Origin of the sequence: Alistipes sp. CAG:268, assembly GCA_000434235.1 — a bacterium.
GTDB lineage: Bacteria > Bacteroidota > Bacteroidia > Bacteroidales > Rikenellaceae > Alistipes > Alistipes avistercoris.
Genome location: FR891966.1, coordinates 29,005 through 46,990 on the forward strand (window position 1 = coordinate 29,005; position 17,986 = coordinate 46,990).

Consider the following 17,986-nt stretch of genomic DNA (forward strand, 5'->3'; position numbering starts at 1 on the left):
CAAAATTATGCATTTTTTTCTGATTGTGTGGTGTCTTTTGCTAAACTTCGATTCTAATGCAATAATACAATAAAAAACAGACATTTACAAATATAATTTGTCCTGAATTTTATACCTGTTGGTGGAAAGTGATGAAAAAAATATTATTTTTTTGTTTTGACAGAAACTTTTTTTGCTATCTTTGTATCAGGACAGTGCAGTATAATACGTGTAAAACGAATTATACAATAAGAATCGAATATTTATTTCCCTCGTTTTTGTGAATTGTAGCTCCGTGAGGAGCATGTTTGCTTGTGGGGATTATCAACCTAAAACTATTTCCATGAGATCTATCTACGCTTTCCGTTCGGGGAAACAGGTGGAAGGTAGGATATTTGCCATATTGATTGCCTGTCTTTTACTGCTGGGTTTCCCTTTTGAGGTCGCAGCGCAGCGGACCGGGTCGAAAACCTTTATTATCTCGGGGCAAGTTACCGACGCACAAACCAAACAGCCCATTCCGGGCGTAGCCATCATGTTGAAAGCCTCCAATGTCGGCGTGACGACCGACAGTGAAGGTCGGTACTATCTTGGAGTCAATGACCCCGATGCAATTCTTGTCGTCTCTTTTCTGGGTTATAAGAACGTAGAGGAACACATCGGCAATCGGACGCAAATCGATTTTGTGCTTGAAATGGATTCGCGATCCGTCGAGGATGTGGTGGTGGTAGGCTACGGCAATCAGAAAAAGGCATCCGTCACGGGCTCACTCTCCCTTGTAGAGCCCGAGGAACTGGCCAAAGTAACCACCATGTCGCTGGCCAATACGCTCGGCGGCTCGATGCCGGGTATCATCACCCGTCAGACCAGCGGCGAACCAGGCTATGATGGAGCCATCCTCAATATTCGAGGCATGGGAACCTGGGGAAATGCCAATCCTTTGGTTTTGGTCGATGGTGTTGAACGCGACTTGAATCTGGTAAATACGGCGGAGATCGAATCGTTCTCCATCCTGAAGGATGCATCGGCTACGGCCGTTTACGGTACGCGGGGAGCCAATGGCGTTATTCTCATCAATACGAAGAAGGGACAGATGGGACGGCCCAAGATTACGCTGCGTATGGAGGCTACCCAGCTGCATGGCCTCCGTTTCCCGGACTATGTGAACGGCTATGAGTTCGCTACGCTGATGAACGAGGCCTGCACGGTAGGCGGAGTGACTCTTCCGTGGGACGACGTTGCCCTTCAGAAGTTCAAGGATGGATCGGATCCGTATCTTTACCCGAATGTGGATTGGACGGATGCCGTCTTGAAGAAGAATACGTTCCAGACGATGAACAATCTGTCTGTTTCCGGCGGAAACGAGACCATCCGCTATTATGTCAATGTCGGGTTCTCGTCGCAAAGCGGTTTGTTCAAGGAGGATCCTTCGTTCGGCTATGATACCAACTCGCGGGCCCAGCGCTATAATTTCCGGTCGAATGTCGATGTCAATCTGGCGAAGAACTTTTCCATTGAACTGGGGCTCGGAGAGATTGTTGAGGATCGTACCTATCCGGGAACTCCTGCCAATGATATTTTCATGGCGCTGAAGAAGTATTCGCCCATTTCGAGTCCGATTCGCAATCCCGATGGGTCGTTTGGAGCCGGAAGCACTTCGTATGAATGGAACAACCCGTATGTATTGGTTACCAACAGCGGTTTCTCGAAACAGTTCCGCTCCACGACACAGGGCTCGCTCGGGGCCAAATGGGATCTCGGGACCTTGATTACGCCGGGATTATCCGTTCAGGGTCGTTTCTCGTACGACCACTATTATTACAATGAAGTGACTCGCAACAAACAGCCCGAGACGAAGAAATATCTCGGCCCGGATCCTGAAACGGGGGAAGACCGCTACAACGTCATCAAGGATGAGACGGCAATGGGTTATAAGATTGCCGGCAATACGTCGAACCGGGCCTATTATTACGAGTTCCAGATCAATTACAACCGGACGTTCGGACGACACACCGTAGGGGTTATGGGCCTGTTCAACCGTCGGGACTACAAAGACCTGACGGCCGGAACGACAACGCTCAATCTGCCTTACCGCCGTCAGGGGTGGGCCGGCCGCTTCACCTATGATTTCGACCATCGTTATCTGGTGGAGTTCAACTTCGGATATACCGGATCGGAGAATTTTGCCCCCGGCAAGCGTTACGGCTTTTTCCCGGCCGTTTCGGCCGGCTGGGTGCTGACCGGAGAGAAGTTCTGGAATATCGATTTCATCAACCATCTGAAGATCCGTGGATCGTATGGCCTTGCCGGAAACGATAACGTCGGGGCCGATCGCTTCTTCTATCTTTCGACGGTCGATAAGAACGCCAACGGCTACCCCTTCGGGTCGGGCCAGGTGAATCAGCCCGGTATGGCCGAGGCCATGATGGGCGCTCCGAATGCCACGTGGGAGGTCTCACACAAGACGGACGTGGGTCTGGACCTTGAGATGTTCAACGGGGCCATCCGTTTGCAGGCAGACTATTTTTACGAATATCGGGACAATATCCTCCTGAAACGGGCTCAGATACCGGACATTATGGGCGCTCCCTGGGGCAATACGCCGTGGGCCAACCTGGGAATTGTCAAGAACCAGGGTTTCGATGGCATGATCGAGGTGTCGCATACGACCAGCTATGGACTCTATTTTGCGCTGCGGGGGAACGTTACCTTTGCCCGCAACAAGATCATTGAAGATGACACGGCAGAGGCGCTTTGGTCGTACCAGAATACCCGGGGGACCCGTGTAGGACAGCCGTTTGGTTACGTGGCCTTGGGCCTGTTCCAGAGCCAGGAGGAGATTGACAGTTCGCCCAAGCAGGAGCTTGGCTCTTATACGGTCGGTGATGTGAAGTATAAGGATATCAACGAAGACGGAGTGATCAATGCCTACGACAAGGTGCCGATCGGTTATGCCCGCACTCCGGAGGTCATGTTCGGTTTCGGCGGCACGATTGCCTATAAGGGCTTTGATCTGACGGTGAACTTTACGGGAGCGGGGAATACGTCCACGTTCTTCGACAGTGAAGGCATGTGGCCGTTCCAGTTGGATTATCCCGGCTACAACGTCGTTCATGAGTATTTTGACAACCGCTTCATTCCGGGCGGGGACAGCGAACGCAATGCTCGAGCCAAATACCCGGTCGTTCACAACGGAACCTCCTCGAACAACTATCAGGCAAGTACGCTTTACCAGCGTGACGCTTCATACATCAAATTGAAGACTGCTGAGATCGGTTATAACTTCCCGAAACGGATCTATGCCAAAATGGGCCTGGGCGGGTTGCGAGTCTTTGTCAATGGAAACAACCTGTTGTGTTTCGACGACCTGAAGGTTATCGATCCGGAGTCGGATTACGGTACCGGAGGCTATCCTACGCAACGTGCCCTCACTTTGGGAATTCAGGCTACTTTCTAATCTAAATTACTTTTGAAGCGATGAAATGTATCTGTAAATATTTATTGGTTTTCGCATTGGGTACATCGTTGGCCTCCTGCTCGGATTTTCTGGATATGACTCCCGATGAGGTGCTGACGCTCGACGATGTGTTCAACAACCGAATCTATACCCGGAATTTTCTGACTCATATTTATTCATGGACTCCTACAGAAGCCAACATGGCAGATAGCGGTGGTGCCTGGCGGAATCCTTATACAGGAGGTTGCGATGAAATGGAGATTGCCTTTGGCGGAGCCTATTCGCACCAGATCAACAACGGAGGCTGGAATCCTTCCAATATCAAGGATACACAGGTCTGGCCGGAATCCTACATGGCAATTCGCAAGGTAAATCAGTTCCTTGAGAACGTGGACCGCTGTCCGACCAGCGACACGGAGAAAAACCATTGGAAGGGAGAAGCCTATTTCCTTCGGGCCTGGTTCCATTTCCTGGCGTTCCGTGCCTATGGGCCTATTCCGCTGCTGGACCATTCGCTCGATCCGAGCGAGGACATGCTTTCGATCCGGCGCTCCCCGGCCGATCAGTGTGCAAAATTCATTGCCGAGGACTGCATGCGGGCTTATGAGCTGCTGAAGGATCGTCCGTATGTGGACAAGGTGACCTCTGACGGCGATTTGGGCCGTGCCACCTCGATGGCTGCGTTGGGCCTGCGTTCTCGCGTGCTGCTTTATATCGCATCGCCCCTTTACAACGGGAATACGGACATGGCCTCCTTCCGGGATGTGGACGGAACCCCTCTCATCTCCCAGACCTATGATCCCGAGAAGTGGAACGAGGCGGCCAAAGCGGCCCGACTTTGTCTCGACGAGGCTGCGGCAAGCGGTTATGTAAGGCTCTATGAGCGGGATTCGGATCCGGTTACGAACTATCAGAACATCTTCAACCAGAACTGGAATGAAGAGATTCTTTGGGCGAAGAATATCGGGACCTATGATCACTGGGAGAACTGCTGCAATCCGATCTCCTTCGGTTGTTTCTCGATCATCAACCCCACTCAGGAGATGGTCGATGCCTATGAGATGGCGGACGGCTCTACCCCGATTACCGGTTACACGGATAACGGGCTGACCCCCATTATCAATCCGGAGTCCGGATATGTCGAGGAGGGATTCACCGATACGGAATACGAAAACCGCTGGCAGAAGGGTGTCAGCAACATGTATGTCAATCGTGAGCCGCGTTTTTATGCTTCGATCAATTTTGCAGGAGCCATCTGGCTTACATCCCGTGCAAGCAACTGGACCGAACCCCATACGCTCGAGTTCTGGTATACGGGCGTGGATGGCAAGAATAACGCCGGATCCGATTATTGCAAGACCGGATATCTGATGAAAAAGCTGATCTATCCGACCGTTATCCCCTTCCAGTCGTACCCGGTTCAGCAGTGGGTTTATATCCGTCTGGGCGAGATCTATCTGAATTATGCAGAGGCACTGAACGAGTATGGCGGGCCTACCTCGGAAGTGTACAATGCGGTGAACGAGATTCGCAACAGAGCCGGCCTGCCCGATCTTCCGACCGGACTGTCGCCGGAGCAGATGCGGGAGCGCATCAAACACGAGCGTCGGATCGAGCTGGCTTTCGAGGTTCATCGTTTCTTCGATGTCCGGCGCTGGAAGGATGCGGAGCATACCGAGAACCAGCCCGTGCACTCCATGAACATCATGGAGGGAACCCATATGCAGGATCCTGCATATTATAAGCGAGTCCAGATCGAGGAGCGGGTTTTCGAGGCTCCGAAACACTACTTCTTCCCCGTTGATCAGGTGGAGATCGATAAACGTCCCCAGTATCTTGTGCAGAGCCCCGGCTGGACGACTCCGACCTCGGGCGATTGAGCGAATACGGTACATTGAATGGTGGTTTTCTTGTCACGGGTCCCGGATTTTCATATCCGGGGCCCGGGACTTGAGCCCCGTCTTGTGTAAGGCTGGTTGGAATCGAAGAAGGAAGAAAAAAGATGAAGCGTTGGTTGTGTGTATGGGCGTTGTTGACCGTTTGTCTGAATGGTTCCGGTGCGGAAAGAACGGTTGAGGTCCGGTCTCCCGACGGGAAAAACCGGTTCGTCCTGTTGTGTTCGTCCGAGGAGATTCGCTACGAAGTGTGGTGCAATGGCTTCCGGGTCGTCTCTCCGTCCCGTCTGGGTTTTGTCTTCGACTGCGGAGCCTGGGGAGATGGACTCGAATTGGGACGTATCGAACGAAAGCGGATCGACGAAACGTACCGGTTGGTTGTCGGCAAGGTGCGGGAGGCAAGGTACTTCTGTAACGCCGCCCGGATTCCGTTGTCGGAGTCGGGACCGTCTGCCCGCAGGATCGATCTGGAGGTGAGGGCGTTCAATGACGGGGTGGCCTTCCGGTTCCTTTTCCCGCAGCAGGAGACGTGGCAGCGCTATGTCATGTATGAGGAGCGGACGCAATTCAACCTTTCCGGCGATCCCGAGGCGTTGGTCATGTACCTGCCCGGATATGTGAATACGCACGAAGGGCCCTATGTCCAGGTCGGCCTGGATCAGGTTGATTTGGCCCGGTTGATCGAGCTGCCTGCCACGTTCCGTTATCCGGGACGCCTGTATGTGTCGATCCTGGAGGCCGGGGTTCGTGATTATGCCGGGATGTATCTCATGCGGGGAGCCGAAGGGTTCGAGGCCCGTCTCTCCCCGAAGTTGGGACAGGAGAGGATCAAGGTGGTTGCCGATTCGCTGCCGCACCGCACTCCCTGGAGGGTCCTGTCTATGGGGGCTTCGATGGAGGTGTTGCTCAGGAGTACGATTCTGACCGATCTCAACGATCCTTGTGCCATTGCCGACACTTCGTGGATCAAACCGTGCCGGACGACCTTTACCTGGTGGAACGGAAATGTCGTTCCCGATACGCTGTTTTCTTCGGGGAATAATTTTGAAACCAACAAGTATTACATCGATTTTGCTGCCCGGCACGGCATAGACCTCCATGGGATCTACGGATATGCCGAGACCCCGTGGTATTACGACGACAACTTCAATTTCGGGAATGCCGGCCCCCATGCGGATCCGACCCGGCCGATCCCCTGTCTGGAGATGCCGCGGATCGTGGCCTATGCGCGGGAAAAGGGGGTCGGGCTGCATCTGTGGGTACATTGGCGGGCCCTTTATCCCAAACTCGAGGAGGCCTTCGCTCTTTACGAGAAATGGGGCGTTCGGGGGTTGATGATCGACTTCATGGATCGGGACGATCAGGAGATGATCCGCATTCAGGAGGAGTTCCTGCAGGCGGCGGCGCGCCATAAACTGTTCGTGCAGTTTCACGGTTCGAGCAAGCCTTCCGGCCTGGTCCGGACCTATCCCAACGAATTCACCCGGGAAGGGACGATGAATTACGAGGTGTCCAAATGGTCCGATGCGGTCACTGCCGACCACGACGTGTCGATCCCCTTTACCCGTATGCTGGCGGGGGCGACCGATTATCATTTGGGCGGTTTCCGCTCGGAGCGCCGGTCTGAATTCCGCCCCCGGTATATCAATCCCCGGGTTCCGGTGACCCGCTGCCACATGCTGGCCATGTATGTGGTGCTGGAGAACCATCTGACCATGCTGTGCGATACCCCTGCGGCTTATGAAAGGGCACCGGGATTCGAGTTCATTCTCGAGGTTCCCGCTACCTGGGATGAGATCCGTGTGCCGCACGCGGTGTTCAACCGCTATGTGACCGTCGCCCGCCGTAAGGAGGGTAACTGGTGGGTCGGATCGCTCAACAACGGGGAGCGCCGTGACCTGACGCTTTCGCTGGATTTTCTGGACGAGGGGGTGGATTATCTTGCCGATATCTATCTCGACGGTTCCGATGCCGACCCCGGGAGCCTGCAAAGAATCCGGCGGATTGTCCGCAGGTCGGACCGGATTGAATTGCCGCTGGCTCCGGACGGAGGTGCGGCGCTGCATTTGAAACCTATGAACAATCATTAAACAATCACATAAAACTACAGATCTTATGAAAACTGCTGATTATCCTAAAATTGGCATCCGTCCGATCATTGATGGACGTCGGGGCGGCATCCGCGAATCGCTTGAAGAGATGACCATGGGCATGGCCCGCCGTGTGGCGCAGTTGTATGCCGACAATCTGCACTATGCCGACGGTACTCCGGTCGAATGCGTCATTGCCGACACGACGATCGGAGGTGTAAGGGAGGCGGCCATGGCTGCCGAGAAATTTGCGGCGATGAATGTCGGAGCCGTTCTTTCGGTGACTCCGTGCTGGTGTTATGGATGTGAAACGATCGATATGGACCCGTTGATGCCCAAGGCCATCTGGGGGTTCAACGGAACGGAGCGCCCCGGAGCCGTCTATTTGGCTTCGGCATTGGCCGGGCACAATCAGAAGGGACTTCCGGCATTCGGTATTTACGGCCGCGACGTGCAGGATCTTACCGATGGGTCGATTCCCGACGATGTGCGTGAGAAACTGCTACGTTTCGGCCGTGCGGCCGTTGCCGTCATGCAGATGAGGGGCAAATCGTATTTGTCGATCGGCTCGGTGTCGATGGGTATTGCCGGATCGACTCCGAATCCCGATTTCTTCCAGGAGTATCTGGGTATGCGTAACGAGTTTGTCGATTGCTCGGAGATCGAGCGCCGTATCGAATTGGGAATCTACGATAAGGACGAGTTCGATCGTGCGATGGACTGGGTGCGCAAGTATTGTATGAGCCGGGAAGGCATGGATTGCAATCCCGAACATTTGCAGTATGCCCGCAGCCAGAAGGATGACATTTGGGCCTACGTGGTCAAGATGACCCTGATTTTCCGGGACCTGATGCAGGGCAATCCGAAACTTGCCGAGATGGGATTCGAAGAGGAGGCCATGGGCCACAATGCCATTGTCGGAGGATTTCAGGGACAGCGGCAGTGGACCGATTTCCGTCCGGACGGCGACTTCTCGGAGGCGATGCTCAACACCTCGTTCGACTGGAACGGGATTCGTGAGGCCATTCCCTTCGCAACGGAGAACGATACGCTGAACGGCGTAACGATGCTCCTGCTGCACCTGCTGACCAACCGTGCGCAGCTGTTTGCCGATGTGCGGACCTACTGGAGCCCGGAGGCCGTGAAGCGGGTTTCCGGCCTTTCGCTTGAGGGTAAGGCCGCCCAGGGAATCATCCACCTGATCAATTCCGGTTCCTGCACGCTCGATGCGACGGGACGGATGTCGGCTGCCGACGGGTCGCCGGTCATGAAACGCCACTGGGAGATAACCGATGCCGATGTCGAGGCCTGTCTGGATGCGGCTACCTGGTATCCTGCAGGGCGCGAGTACATGCGAGGCGGCGGCTTCTCGTCGCAGTTCCTTACCCGGGGCGAGATGCCCGTCACGATGTGTCGGATCAATCTGGTCAAGGGTCTGGGGCCCGTATTGCAGATTGCCGAAGGGTGGGCGGTCGATGTCGATCCCCGGATCTTCGATGTGATCAACAAGCGGACTGACCGTACCTGGCCCACGACCTTCTTTGCTCCCCGTCTGACGGGTAAGGGGGCCTTCACGAGTGTCTATTCCGTGATGAACAACTGGGGCGCCAACCACGGTGCCATCAGCTACGGGCATGTCGGTGCCGACATGATCACGCTCGCCTCCATGTTGCGTATTCCCGTCTGCATGCACAACGTGGATGCGGATTCGGTATTCCGGCCTTCGGCATGGGGTGCCTTCGGCTCCGATCCCGAAGGGGCGGATTATCGTGCCTGCCGGAACTATGGACCGATTTATAAATAACAGAACGAGAATCTTATGTTGTACGGAAAAATGAATCTGGGACTCCTCGTGTCGGCGGCGATCTTTTCGGCGGCCTGCTCCGGGGGGTCAAAAAAGACGGCTATGGGAACTTATGCATATGACCGCGCGTTTTTTGCCGAACGGGGCATCGAAACGCTCGAACTGACCAGCGAAGACGGAGCCTCCCGCGTATTGGTGATCCCGGCCTACCAGGGCCGGGTCATGACCTCCTCGGCTGCCGGGGATACCGGCGACAGTTACGGCTGGATCAATTACAAATTCATCGAGAAGGGAGAACTGAATCCCCAGTTCAATCCGGTCGGGGGCGAGGAACGATTCTGGATCGGTCCTGAGGGTGGTCCGAATTCGTTCTATTTCAAAAAGGGGGATGAGCAGGTTTACGCCAACTGGAAGGTCCCTGCAGCCATCGATACCGATACCTACGACATCCGTTCGCAGAGTGGATCGAGTGTCTGCTTTACCCGGGAATTTGCCCTCAGGTCGGCATCGGACCGGGTCTTCCGGATCGGGGTGGAGCGGACGATCGAGCTGGTGGATCGGGACGGTGCTGAGCAGACCCTCGGGGCGGAGATCCCCGGGGATGTGAAGTTCGTGGCCTACCGGACCAACAACGTGATCACGAACCGGGGAGACGAATCCTGGACGCGCGATTCCGGAATGCCCTCCGTCTGGCTGCTTGGCATGTTCAATCCGACTCCGACAACGACCGTCTTCATCCCCTATAACCGGGATTTTGCCGGGCGGATTGTCAATGACGAATACTTCGGAAAGATTCCGGCCGACCGCCTGATCGTCGAAGAGGGAATGATCTATTTCAAGATCGACGGGTTATGGCGTTCGAAACTTGGCCTTCCGGCCGGGAGCGCACGGGATATCTGCGGAAGCTACGACTCCGAGAAGGGGGTGCTTACGGTTGTGAAGTATGCATTGCCCAACGGGGAGGTCGATTACGTCAATGGCCAGTGGGGACCTCAGGACAACCCGTATGGAGGCGATGTGATCAACGCCTATAACGACGGCCCGACGGATGACGGCACGGTGATGGGCCCGTTCTACGAGATCGAGACCTCCTCGCCCGGAGCCACCCTTGCCCCGGGACAAAGCCTTGCGCACGAGCAGTATACGATGCATTTCCAGGGTGACGAAGCCTCGATCGGGGCCATTGTCCGGGCTATCTTCGGTGTTGATCTGAACCGGATATCGACCATGTTCCGCTAATACCGCATGCTATGAAAAAGGAGTCGATTATTCCGAAGGGAATTGTCTGGCCGTTCACGTTGCTTACGGTTCTCTTCTTTGCCTGGGCCGTTCCCAACAACATGACGGATACGATGTTGGCGGCCTTCAAGCGGATCATGAGCCTCTCGGACTCGAAAACGGCATGGATACAGGTCGTGTGCTATCTGCTCGGCTACGGGTGCTTCGCCATTCCCGGAGCACTGTTCATCAAACGCTATTCTTACAAGGCCGGTGTCATGCTGGGGTTGGGACTTTATGCCCTGGGCTCTTTCCTGTTCTATCCGGCGATGCTGGTTTGCGGATGGAGTATCGGGGTCGGGTTCCTGACCTTCCTGATTGCGATATTTGTCCTGTTTGCCGGACTCTCCATCCTGGAGACCTCGACCAACTCGTACGTCTGCGCCATCGGATCTGAGGCCACGGCGACGCGGCGGCTGAATTTTGCCCAATCGTTCAATCCGTTCGGCGCGATCGCCGGGGTGGTGCTTTCCCAGGTTTTCGTCCTTTCCCAACTCAACTCGATGTCGGCGGCGGAGCGTATGGCTCTGCCTGCCGAGGAGTTGGCGCGCATTCAGGGCGAGGAGCTCAATGCCGTGACGATGACCTATGTGGTTCTGGGTTTGGTGATGGTCTGTATTCTGGCCGCCATCTATCTGACCCGGATGCCGGATCTGAAGGAGGAGAACAAGACGATCGATTTCAAGGGGTCCGTGCGCCGATTGCTGCACAATCGGAACTATGTCTGGGGCGTTGTCGCGCAGTTCTTCTACATGGGAGCCCAGATTGCGACCTGGTCGTTCGTGATCCGTTATGCCATGCATGCGCTGCATTTCGACCGGATTGTTGCCGCTTTGGGTGATGGGGCGACCTCGGCCCAGATCACCGATGCCCTGCGGCATGTCGAACCCGTTGCCGGAGGGTTTTACTCCCTGGCCGAGAGCGTGGGGCTGGATGCCCTGCTTCCCCGGACCGCCGAACAGGCCGGAGCGACCTACTATATCCTGTCTCTGATTCTGTTTGTCTGTGCCCGTTTCGTATGCACGTTCCTGATGAAGTACATCCGGCCCCGAAACCTGCTTGCCGGGGTGGGTGTCATCGCCATAGCCTGTTGCCTGGGAGCGGTCTACGGGACCGGAGCCTGGGGCGTTTATGCCTTGATGGGCATATCCGGATGCATGTCGCTCATGTTTCCCACGATCTATGGAATCGGTATCCGGGGTCTGGGCGAAGACACCAAGCTCGGGGGCTCGGGCATGGTCATGGCCATTGCCGGCGCAGCCGTTTTGACGCAAATTCAGGGAATCGTGTCGGACCAGGCCGGAAGCATCGCTTTGGCCTATTGGGTTCCGGCCGTGGCATTCTCCGTTGTTGTTTTCTACGCACTCGTAATCTGTCGGAAATATGATCCCGAAAAGAACTGAAAACTATGTGGTCGGCGTCGATTTCGGCACCGACTCCTGTCGGGCGCTGCTCGTCGATGCCGCTTCGGGGGATGTGGCGGCCGTTTCCGTAGCCTCCTATCCCCGATGGAAGCAGGGACTGTATTGCGATCCCCTTTCCGACCGCTACAGGCAGCATCCTCTGGACTATGTCGAATCCTTCGAGTCTGCCATGCGGGATCTTTTGGACCGGGTGGGTGCGGATGAGTTCAGAAAGGTCCGGGCCATTTCGTTCGATACGACCGGGAGCACTCCGGTGCTTACCGACCGGACGGGAGTGCCGTTGGCGCTGTGCCCCGGATTTGCAGACGATCCGGATGCGATGTTCATTCTCTGGAAAGACCATACGGCCAAGGCCGAAGCGGAGCAGATCAACGCGCTGGCCCATCGGTGGAACGTCGATTTCACGGCCTATTCCGGAGGAACCTATTCGGCGGAGTGGGCCTGGGCGAAGGTCCTGCATGTGCTGCGGAGCAATCCCCGGGTGAGGAGTGCCGCCTATGCCTGGATCGAACATTCGGACTGGATGGGTGCGTTGCTTACTGGCCAGACGTGTCCCGAGAAGGTGTTGCGGAACCGTTGCGCGGCCGGACACAAGGCCATGTGGCATGAGTCTTGGAACGGGCTGCCCTCCGAATCCTTCCTGGCTGCACTTGACCCGTTGCTGAAGGGGTGGCGCGACCGTTTCCGGGGTGAAACCTTTACGGCCGACCGCCCGGTCGGCGTGATTTCGCCCGAATACGCCGGGCGACTGGGGCTGGCGGAAGGTACGGTGGTGGGTGTAGGCATGATCGATGCTCATGCCGGGGCTGTCGGAGCCTGTATCCATCCCCATGTCCTGACCCGGATCATGGGTACCTCCACCTGCGATATCCTGGTATGTCCTCCCGACGAGTTGTCCCCTGCCCCGGTCCGTGGCATATGTGGGCAGGTGAACGGGTCCGTGGTGCCGGGACTGGTGGGGTTCGAAGCCGGACAATCGGCGTTCGGCGACCTGTATGCCTGGTTCAAGGACCTTTTGCTGTGGCCGGTCTGTGAGCTTTGTCCGGACGAGCTTGGAGTGATTGGCGACCGGGTGATCGAATGTCTGAGCAGGGCGGCCGAGGCTATTCCGGTTGAGGACGCGTCTGTATTGGCTCTTGACTGGATGAACGGCCGGCGTACGCCGGATGCCGATCAGCACCTTCGGGGTGCGATCTGCAATCTGACGATGGGCAGTTCGGCTCCGATGATTTTTCGATCCCTAGTCGAGGCAACGGCGTTCGGTTCCAAGGCGATCGTCGATCGGTTCGTGGAAGAGGGTATCCGGGTCGATGCGATCATTGCAATCGGCGGAATCTCTCAGAAGTCGCCTTTTGTCATGCAGGTCCTGTCCGATGTGCTGAACATGCCGATTGACGTGTCGCGTACCGATCAGGCCTGTGCGCTGGGTGCCGCGATGTTCGCTGCCGTGGCGGCCGGACTGTATCCGGACATCCATGCGGCGCAATGCGCCATGGGCTCCGGAGTCGGCAAGCGGTACGAACCGAATCCCCGCAACCATCGCCTGTATATGGAACGTTGTGAAAAATACCTGAAGTTGGGCAAATGGATCGAATCGGCAAAACTGTGAATGCCCCGAGACGTTTGGTGGCATGGGTCTGTCTGTTTTTGATGCTTGGCCCGATGGGGGCCGCATGTGGACAAAAGTCTCCGGAGGTTGAGCGCAAAGGGTATACCGTCCGTTTCGACTGTCGCGGAGGGGAGCCCGAAATTCCGCCGCGGGTCGTGTACGGGCCGTTCGGGGCTCCGGATGTCTGCCCGACCAAAGAGGGATGCCTTTTTGTCTGTTGGGAGACGGAGGATGGCGAACCCTATCGTTTCGGTTATGCGATCGATGCGGATATCACGCTTTATGCGCGTTGGGCCGAAGCCGTTTCCGTAACGCTCAAGGACAACCGTGATCCCGGGGAGAGCCGAGAAATGCAGGTGGTAAGAGGGGAACGCATGCCGGAACCCGAATGGATTCCCGCCTCTCCGGCCGGATGCACATTCGGCGGATGGCATGTCGATCCGGCCTGCACGGCTCCTTTCGATTTCGATCAGGCCGTAACCGGACCGCTCACTTTGTATGCGTCCTATTCCCGGGATATCTGTCTGATCGACCAGGGGATGGTAGCCCGGGTTACGGGTCGGAGTCTCGAGGAGGAGCGGCACCTGCCGAATCCCAATCAGACGGACGTGCGCTGGGGGCTCGGCGGTACGGATCTGGGTATCATCTGGGAGATCGCTCCCGGGAGATACGGCCTCTTCTTCGGAGATTCGTATGGCCCCGATTTCGTCCCGGTTGCCGGAGGCGGTCCGGGCCCGGCCGGAGACTGGAGATCGAATGTCCTTGCCTATTCCGAAGATTCGTACCTGTCCGACGGGCTGACGTTCAGCGGAATGGCTGCCGATCCGAACAATGCCGGAAGAGCCCGGGAGATCATCCCCCGGGAGAACTACAGGCTCTTCACCTCGATCCCCACTGCGGCCATTGCGTTGGATGGGGTGCAATACGTCCATTACATGTATTGGCAGGTCGGGACCGATTTCGATCCGCTGAACTACTCTTCCATTTATCGATCCTTGGACGACGGTGCAACGTGGGAGAGTTGCCGCGACCGTATTGAATTCGACGAGGACTCGAATTTCGGGATGGTCGGTTATGCAACCCGGGAGGGAGATCCCTACTGTTACATGGTGGGAACGCATATCGGCCGGTCCCGGAGTGTCTACCTAGCCCGGTTCCGGTACGGCGACATCCTGGATCGCTCGGCCTATGAATATTGGAACGGCACGACCCGGCGTTGGGTACAGGGAGATGAACATGAGGCCACGGTCGTTTTGAACGGTACGGTAGGGGAACTTTCGGTCATGTGGCTCGAGAAGTACCAACGATGGATTGTTCTCTATTTCGACCAGGAGAAGTACGCCATTTGTTATCGTTCGGCGGCTCGCATCAACGGGGAGTGGTCGGAGGAGCGGATTCTGGTCTCCGGCGCCGACTATCCTCAGTTGTACGGCTCCTACATCCATCCGGCCTCGGCAGACTCCGACGAGCTGTACTATACGATGTCGGAATGGGTCCCGTACAATGTTTATCTGATGAGGACCTCGATCCGATGTTTAGAGGATTGATTTTCGAAGGGGATCGGACAGACGTCCGGTCCCCTTTGTTTTCGAAGAGAGGCCTGCCGCACGAATTTTCCGAAACTTTTTAATATCTTTGCCGCATCAAGTTGGATGCGATGTTGGGATACTGCCGGAAAACATGCGCTGCGCTGCTGCTGATACTCTTTGCCGGGTATTGGGGCTCCGTCACGCTCTTCCCGCATGCCCACCATGTCGATGGCTTCGTCATCGTCCACTCGCACCCCTTCTCCGGTGCCGCCAACGGCTCCGCACCCCTGAACCATACGCCCGCAGTTCCAGCTCATCGCCCATCTTTCGCTGCTGGTGATGGTCGCTGCCGTGGCCCTCTCGTTCGCGGCGCGGCTGCTTGGCGTGCGCTACGTGTTCCGTATGATGCGTCCGGTCGGATGTCTCCGGCCGGCCATCCGCACCTGCTCGCTGCGGGCGCCTCCCGTGTGCTGAATCGACCCTGCATCCGCAAGGACTGCACATCCCTCCGCCGACCCGGTCCGCGGAAGGGCGACGTTTCAGTCATTCAGTAACACGAACCCAATCCGATGAAAAAACTTTTTCGCGGAGTGCTTTGTGCGCTCCTCCTTGCCGCAATGTTTCCCGTTGCGGCACACGACGGCCATGCCGTTGAATCGTCCGACGAGACCACCTCGGGAAAACATTCCGACGCCAACATCACGGGCCATGTCGTCGATGCCCGCACCGGCGAGCACGTCGCCTATGCCACACTGGCCCTGAAGGGTACCACGATCGGCGCCGCCACCGACGCCACGGGACATTTCTTCCTGAAGAACCTCCCCACGGGCCGCTTCACCCTCGTCGCTTCGGCCGTCGGCTACGCCCCGGCCGAGCGGGAGGTCGAGCTCCGTGCCGACCGCACGATCGAGGTCAATTTCGAACTCCACGAGGCGGCTCTTGCCGTCGATGAGGTGGTTGTATCGGCCAGCCGTACCGAGACCAACAAGCGCTTCTCGCCGACAATTGTCTCGGTCGCCTCGCAGAAGCTCTTCGAGAATACGGCCTCGTGCAACCTCGCCGAGTCGATGAACTTCCAGTCCGGACTGCGTGTCGAGAACAACTGCGGCAACTGCGGAACGACCCAGCTGCGCATCAACGGCCTCGACGGACAGTACTCGCAGGTGCTGCTCGACAGCCGGCCGATCTTCAGTTCGCTGGCCGGCATGTACGGGCTCGAGCTCTTCCCCGCGTCGATGATCGAGCGCGTGGAGGTGATCCGCGGCGGCGGTTCGGCCCTCTTCGGGTCGAGCGCCATCGGCGGCGTGGTGAACATCATCACCCGCGAGCCGCTGCGCAACTCCGTGGCGCTGGGCAACACCACGAACATCCTCGAGGGGGGCTCGGCCGACTTCAACACCTCGCTCAACGGTTCGTTCGTCTCGGACGACTACCGCACGGGTATCTATCTTTTCGGCATGGTGCGCTCGCGCGACTCCTACGACCGCAACGACGACGGTTTCTCGGACATCCCGAAGCTCAACTCCGAGACCGCCGGGTTCCGGGCCTACTACAAGACCTCGGCCTACACGCGGCTGACAGCCGAGTACCACCACATCCACGAGTTCCGGCGCGGCGGAAATGCCTTCAACCAGCCGCCCCACATGGCCGACATCGCCGAGCAGCTGGACCACAAGATCGACGGCGGCGGCCTGAAGTTCGACTGGTTCGCACCCGACGACCGCCACCGCCTGGGCATCTACCTGTCGGCGCAGCACATCGACCGCGACAGCTACTTCGGGACCGAGCAGAACCCGACGGCCTACGGCGGGACCAACGACATGACGGTTGTGGCCGGGGCGCAGTATACCTATGCCTTCGAGCGGCTGCTCTTCCTCCCGTCGGACCTCACGGCCGGCATCGAGTACAACTACAACACGCTGCACGACGAATACCTCGGGTTCGGCCGCGACCTGCGCCAGACGACCCACACCACGGGATTCTTCTTCCAGAACGAGTGGAAGAGCGAGAAGGTCAATTTCCTGATCGGCGGACGCCTGGACAAGCACAACCTGATGCGTCGCGTGGTCTTCTCGCCGCGCGCCAACGTGCGCTACAGTCCGATCCCGCAGGTCGGGCTCCGGCTAAGCTACTCGAGCGGCTTCCGGGCCCCGCAGGCCTATAACGAGGATCTGCACATCGACGCGCTCGACAACAAGATGGTCCTCATCCGGCTCTCGCCCGACCTGCGGCCCGAGTACTCCCACAGCCTGAGCGCCTCGGTCGATCTCTACCGCACCTTCGGCCGCGTGCAGACCAACCTGCTCATCGAGGGATTCTACACGATGCTCGACGACGTCTTCACGCTCGAGAAGGTCGGCGAGGACAGCCAGGGCAACGTCATCAAGGAGCGGCGCAACGCCTCGGGGGCCACCGTTGCCGGCATCGGTGCGGAGTTCAAGGCCGGCATTCCCGGACGTTTCGAACTGCAGGCCGGCTACACCTTCCAGCGCAGCCGCTACGACGAGCCCTTCCGCTGGTCGGACGACGTGGCGCCGCAGCGCCGCATGTTTCGCTCGCCCGACCACTACGGCTACCTGACGGCCGACTGGTACCCGCTGCGCGACCTGACCGCCACGCTGTTCGGTACCTTCACGGGCCGCATGCTCGTACAGCACAATGCCGGGGCCATCGAGCGAGATGCCGAGACGCTGACTCCCGCCTTTTGGGACATGGGCTTCCGTCTGGCCTATTCGTTCCGACTTACGGCCCAGCTGCGCCTCGAACTGAATGCCGGCGTGAAGAATCTTTTCGACAGCTTCCAGCGCGACCTCGATTACGGTCAGGCGAAGGACTCGGCCTACATCTACGGACCTTCGCTGCCGAGGACCTATTTCGTGGGTGTAAAATTCGCGCTTTGAGTATCCCTCCGGAGAGCCGGT

The 17,986-nt window shown here is 57.3% G+C and carries 9 protein-coding genes; all 9 read left to right on the plus strand.

Annotated elements, in window-relative coordinates:
* The first annotated feature begins 322 nt into the window (after window positions 1-322).
* The 9 genes from QZL63_RS00535 (at window position 323) to QZL63_RS00575 (ending at window position 17,965) form a co-directional block, all read left to right on the plus strand.
* Window positions 323-3,436 carry a SusC/RagA family TonB-linked outer membrane protein gene (locus QZL63_RS00535; protein ID WP_022307401.1) on the plus strand — a complete coding sequence of 1,038 codons (3,114 nt, stop codon included), beginning with the start codon at window positions 323-325 and terminating at the stop codon, window positions 3,434-3,436.
* A 20-nt stretch (window positions 3,437-3,456) separates the two neighbouring features.
* On the plus strand, window positions 3,457-5,316 hold the full coding sequence (locus QZL63_RS00540; protein WP_022307402.1) for a RagB/SusD family nutrient uptake outer membrane protein: 1,860 nt from the start codon (window positions 3,457-3,459) through the stop codon (window positions 5,314-5,316).
* Between the two features lie 122 nt (window positions 5,317-5,438).
* A complete protein-coding gene (locus QZL63_RS00545) occupies window positions 5,439-7,421 on the plus strand; it encodes a glycoside hydrolase family 97 protein (protein ID WP_022307403.1) in 1,983 nt (660 codons plus the stop codon).
* 25 nt (window positions 7,422-7,446) lie between these two features.
* Window positions 7,447-9,225 carry an L-fucose isomerase gene (locus QZL63_RS00550; protein WP_022307404.1) on the plus strand — a complete coding sequence of 593 codons (1,779 nt, stop codon included), beginning with the start codon at window positions 7,447-7,449 and terminating at the stop codon, window positions 9,223-9,225.
* Window positions 9,226-9,327: 102 nt separating this feature from the next.
* Window positions 9,328-10,464: a DUF6786 family protein gene (locus tag QZL63_RS00555; protein ID WP_290585225.1), complete on the plus strand. Its 1,137-nt coding sequence runs from the start codon at window positions 9,328-9,330 to the stop codon at window positions 10,462-10,464.
* Window positions 10,465-10,475: 11 nt separating this feature from the next.
* Window positions 10,476-11,906 (plus strand): L-fucose:H+ symporter permease, encoded by a 1,431-nt coding sequence (fucP, locus tag QZL63_RS00560; protein ID WP_022307406.1) that lies wholly within the window; start codon window positions 10,476-10,478, stop codon window positions 11,904-11,906.
* On the plus strand, window positions 11,887-13,536 hold the full coding sequence (locus QZL63_RS00565; protein ID WP_290585239.1) for a ribulokinase: 1,650 nt from the start codon (window positions 11,887-11,889) through the stop codon (window positions 13,534-13,536). The genes fucP and QZL63_RS00565 overlap by 20 nt, the downstream gene beginning before the upstream one ends.
* Before the next feature lie 53 nt (window positions 13,537-13,589).
* A complete protein-coding gene (locus QZL63_RS00570) occupies window positions 13,590-15,083 on the plus strand; it encodes a DUF4185 domain-containing protein (protein WP_369677298.1) in 1,494 nt (497 codons plus the stop codon).
* 551 nt (window positions 15,084-15,634) lie between these two features.
* Complete coding sequence (locus QZL63_RS00575) at window positions 15,635-17,965, plus strand: TonB-dependent receptor (RefSeq protein WP_290585251.1); 2,331 nt, start codon at window positions 15,635-15,637, stop codon at window positions 17,963-17,965.
* Window positions 17,966-17,986 lie beyond the last annotated feature (21 nt).

Excerpts from the sequence above, each read along its gene's own strand:
- QZL63_RS00565 (WP_290585239.1), top strand. The coding sequence starts at position 11,887 with ATGATCCCGAAAAGAACTGAAAACTATGTGGTCGGCGTCGATTTCGGC.
- QZL63_RS00555 (WP_290585225.1), top strand. The coding sequence starts at position 9,328 with ATGGGAACTTATGCATATGACCGCGCGTTTTTTGCCGAACGGGGCATC.
- QZL63_RS00570 (WP_369677298.1), top strand. The coding sequence starts at position 13,590 with ATGGGGGCCGCATGTGGACAAAAGTCTCCGGAGGTTGAGCGCAAAGGG.
- QZL63_RS00575 (WP_290585251.1), top strand. The coding sequence starts at position 15,635 with ATGAAAAAACTTTTTCGCGGAGTGCTTTGTGCGCTCCTCCTTGCCGCA.
- QZL63_RS00535 (WP_022307401.1), top strand. The coding sequence starts at position 323 with ATGAGATCTATCTACGCTTTCCGTTCGGGGAAACAGGTGGAAGGTAGG.
- fucP (WP_022307406.1), top strand. The coding sequence starts at position 10,476 with ATGAAAAAGGAGTCGATTATTCCGAAGGGAATTGTCTGGCCGTTCACG.
- QZL63_RS00550 (WP_022307404.1), top strand. The coding sequence starts at position 7,447 with ATGAAAACTGCTGATTATCCTAAAATTGGCATCCGTCCGATCATTGAT.
- QZL63_RS00545 (WP_022307403.1), top strand. The coding sequence starts at position 5,439 with ATGAAGCGTTGGTTGTGTGTATGGGCGTTGTTGACCGTTTGTCTGAAT.
- QZL63_RS00540 (WP_022307402.1), top strand. The coding sequence starts at position 3,457 with ATGAAATGTATCTGTAAATATTTATTGGTTTTCGCATTGGGTACATCG.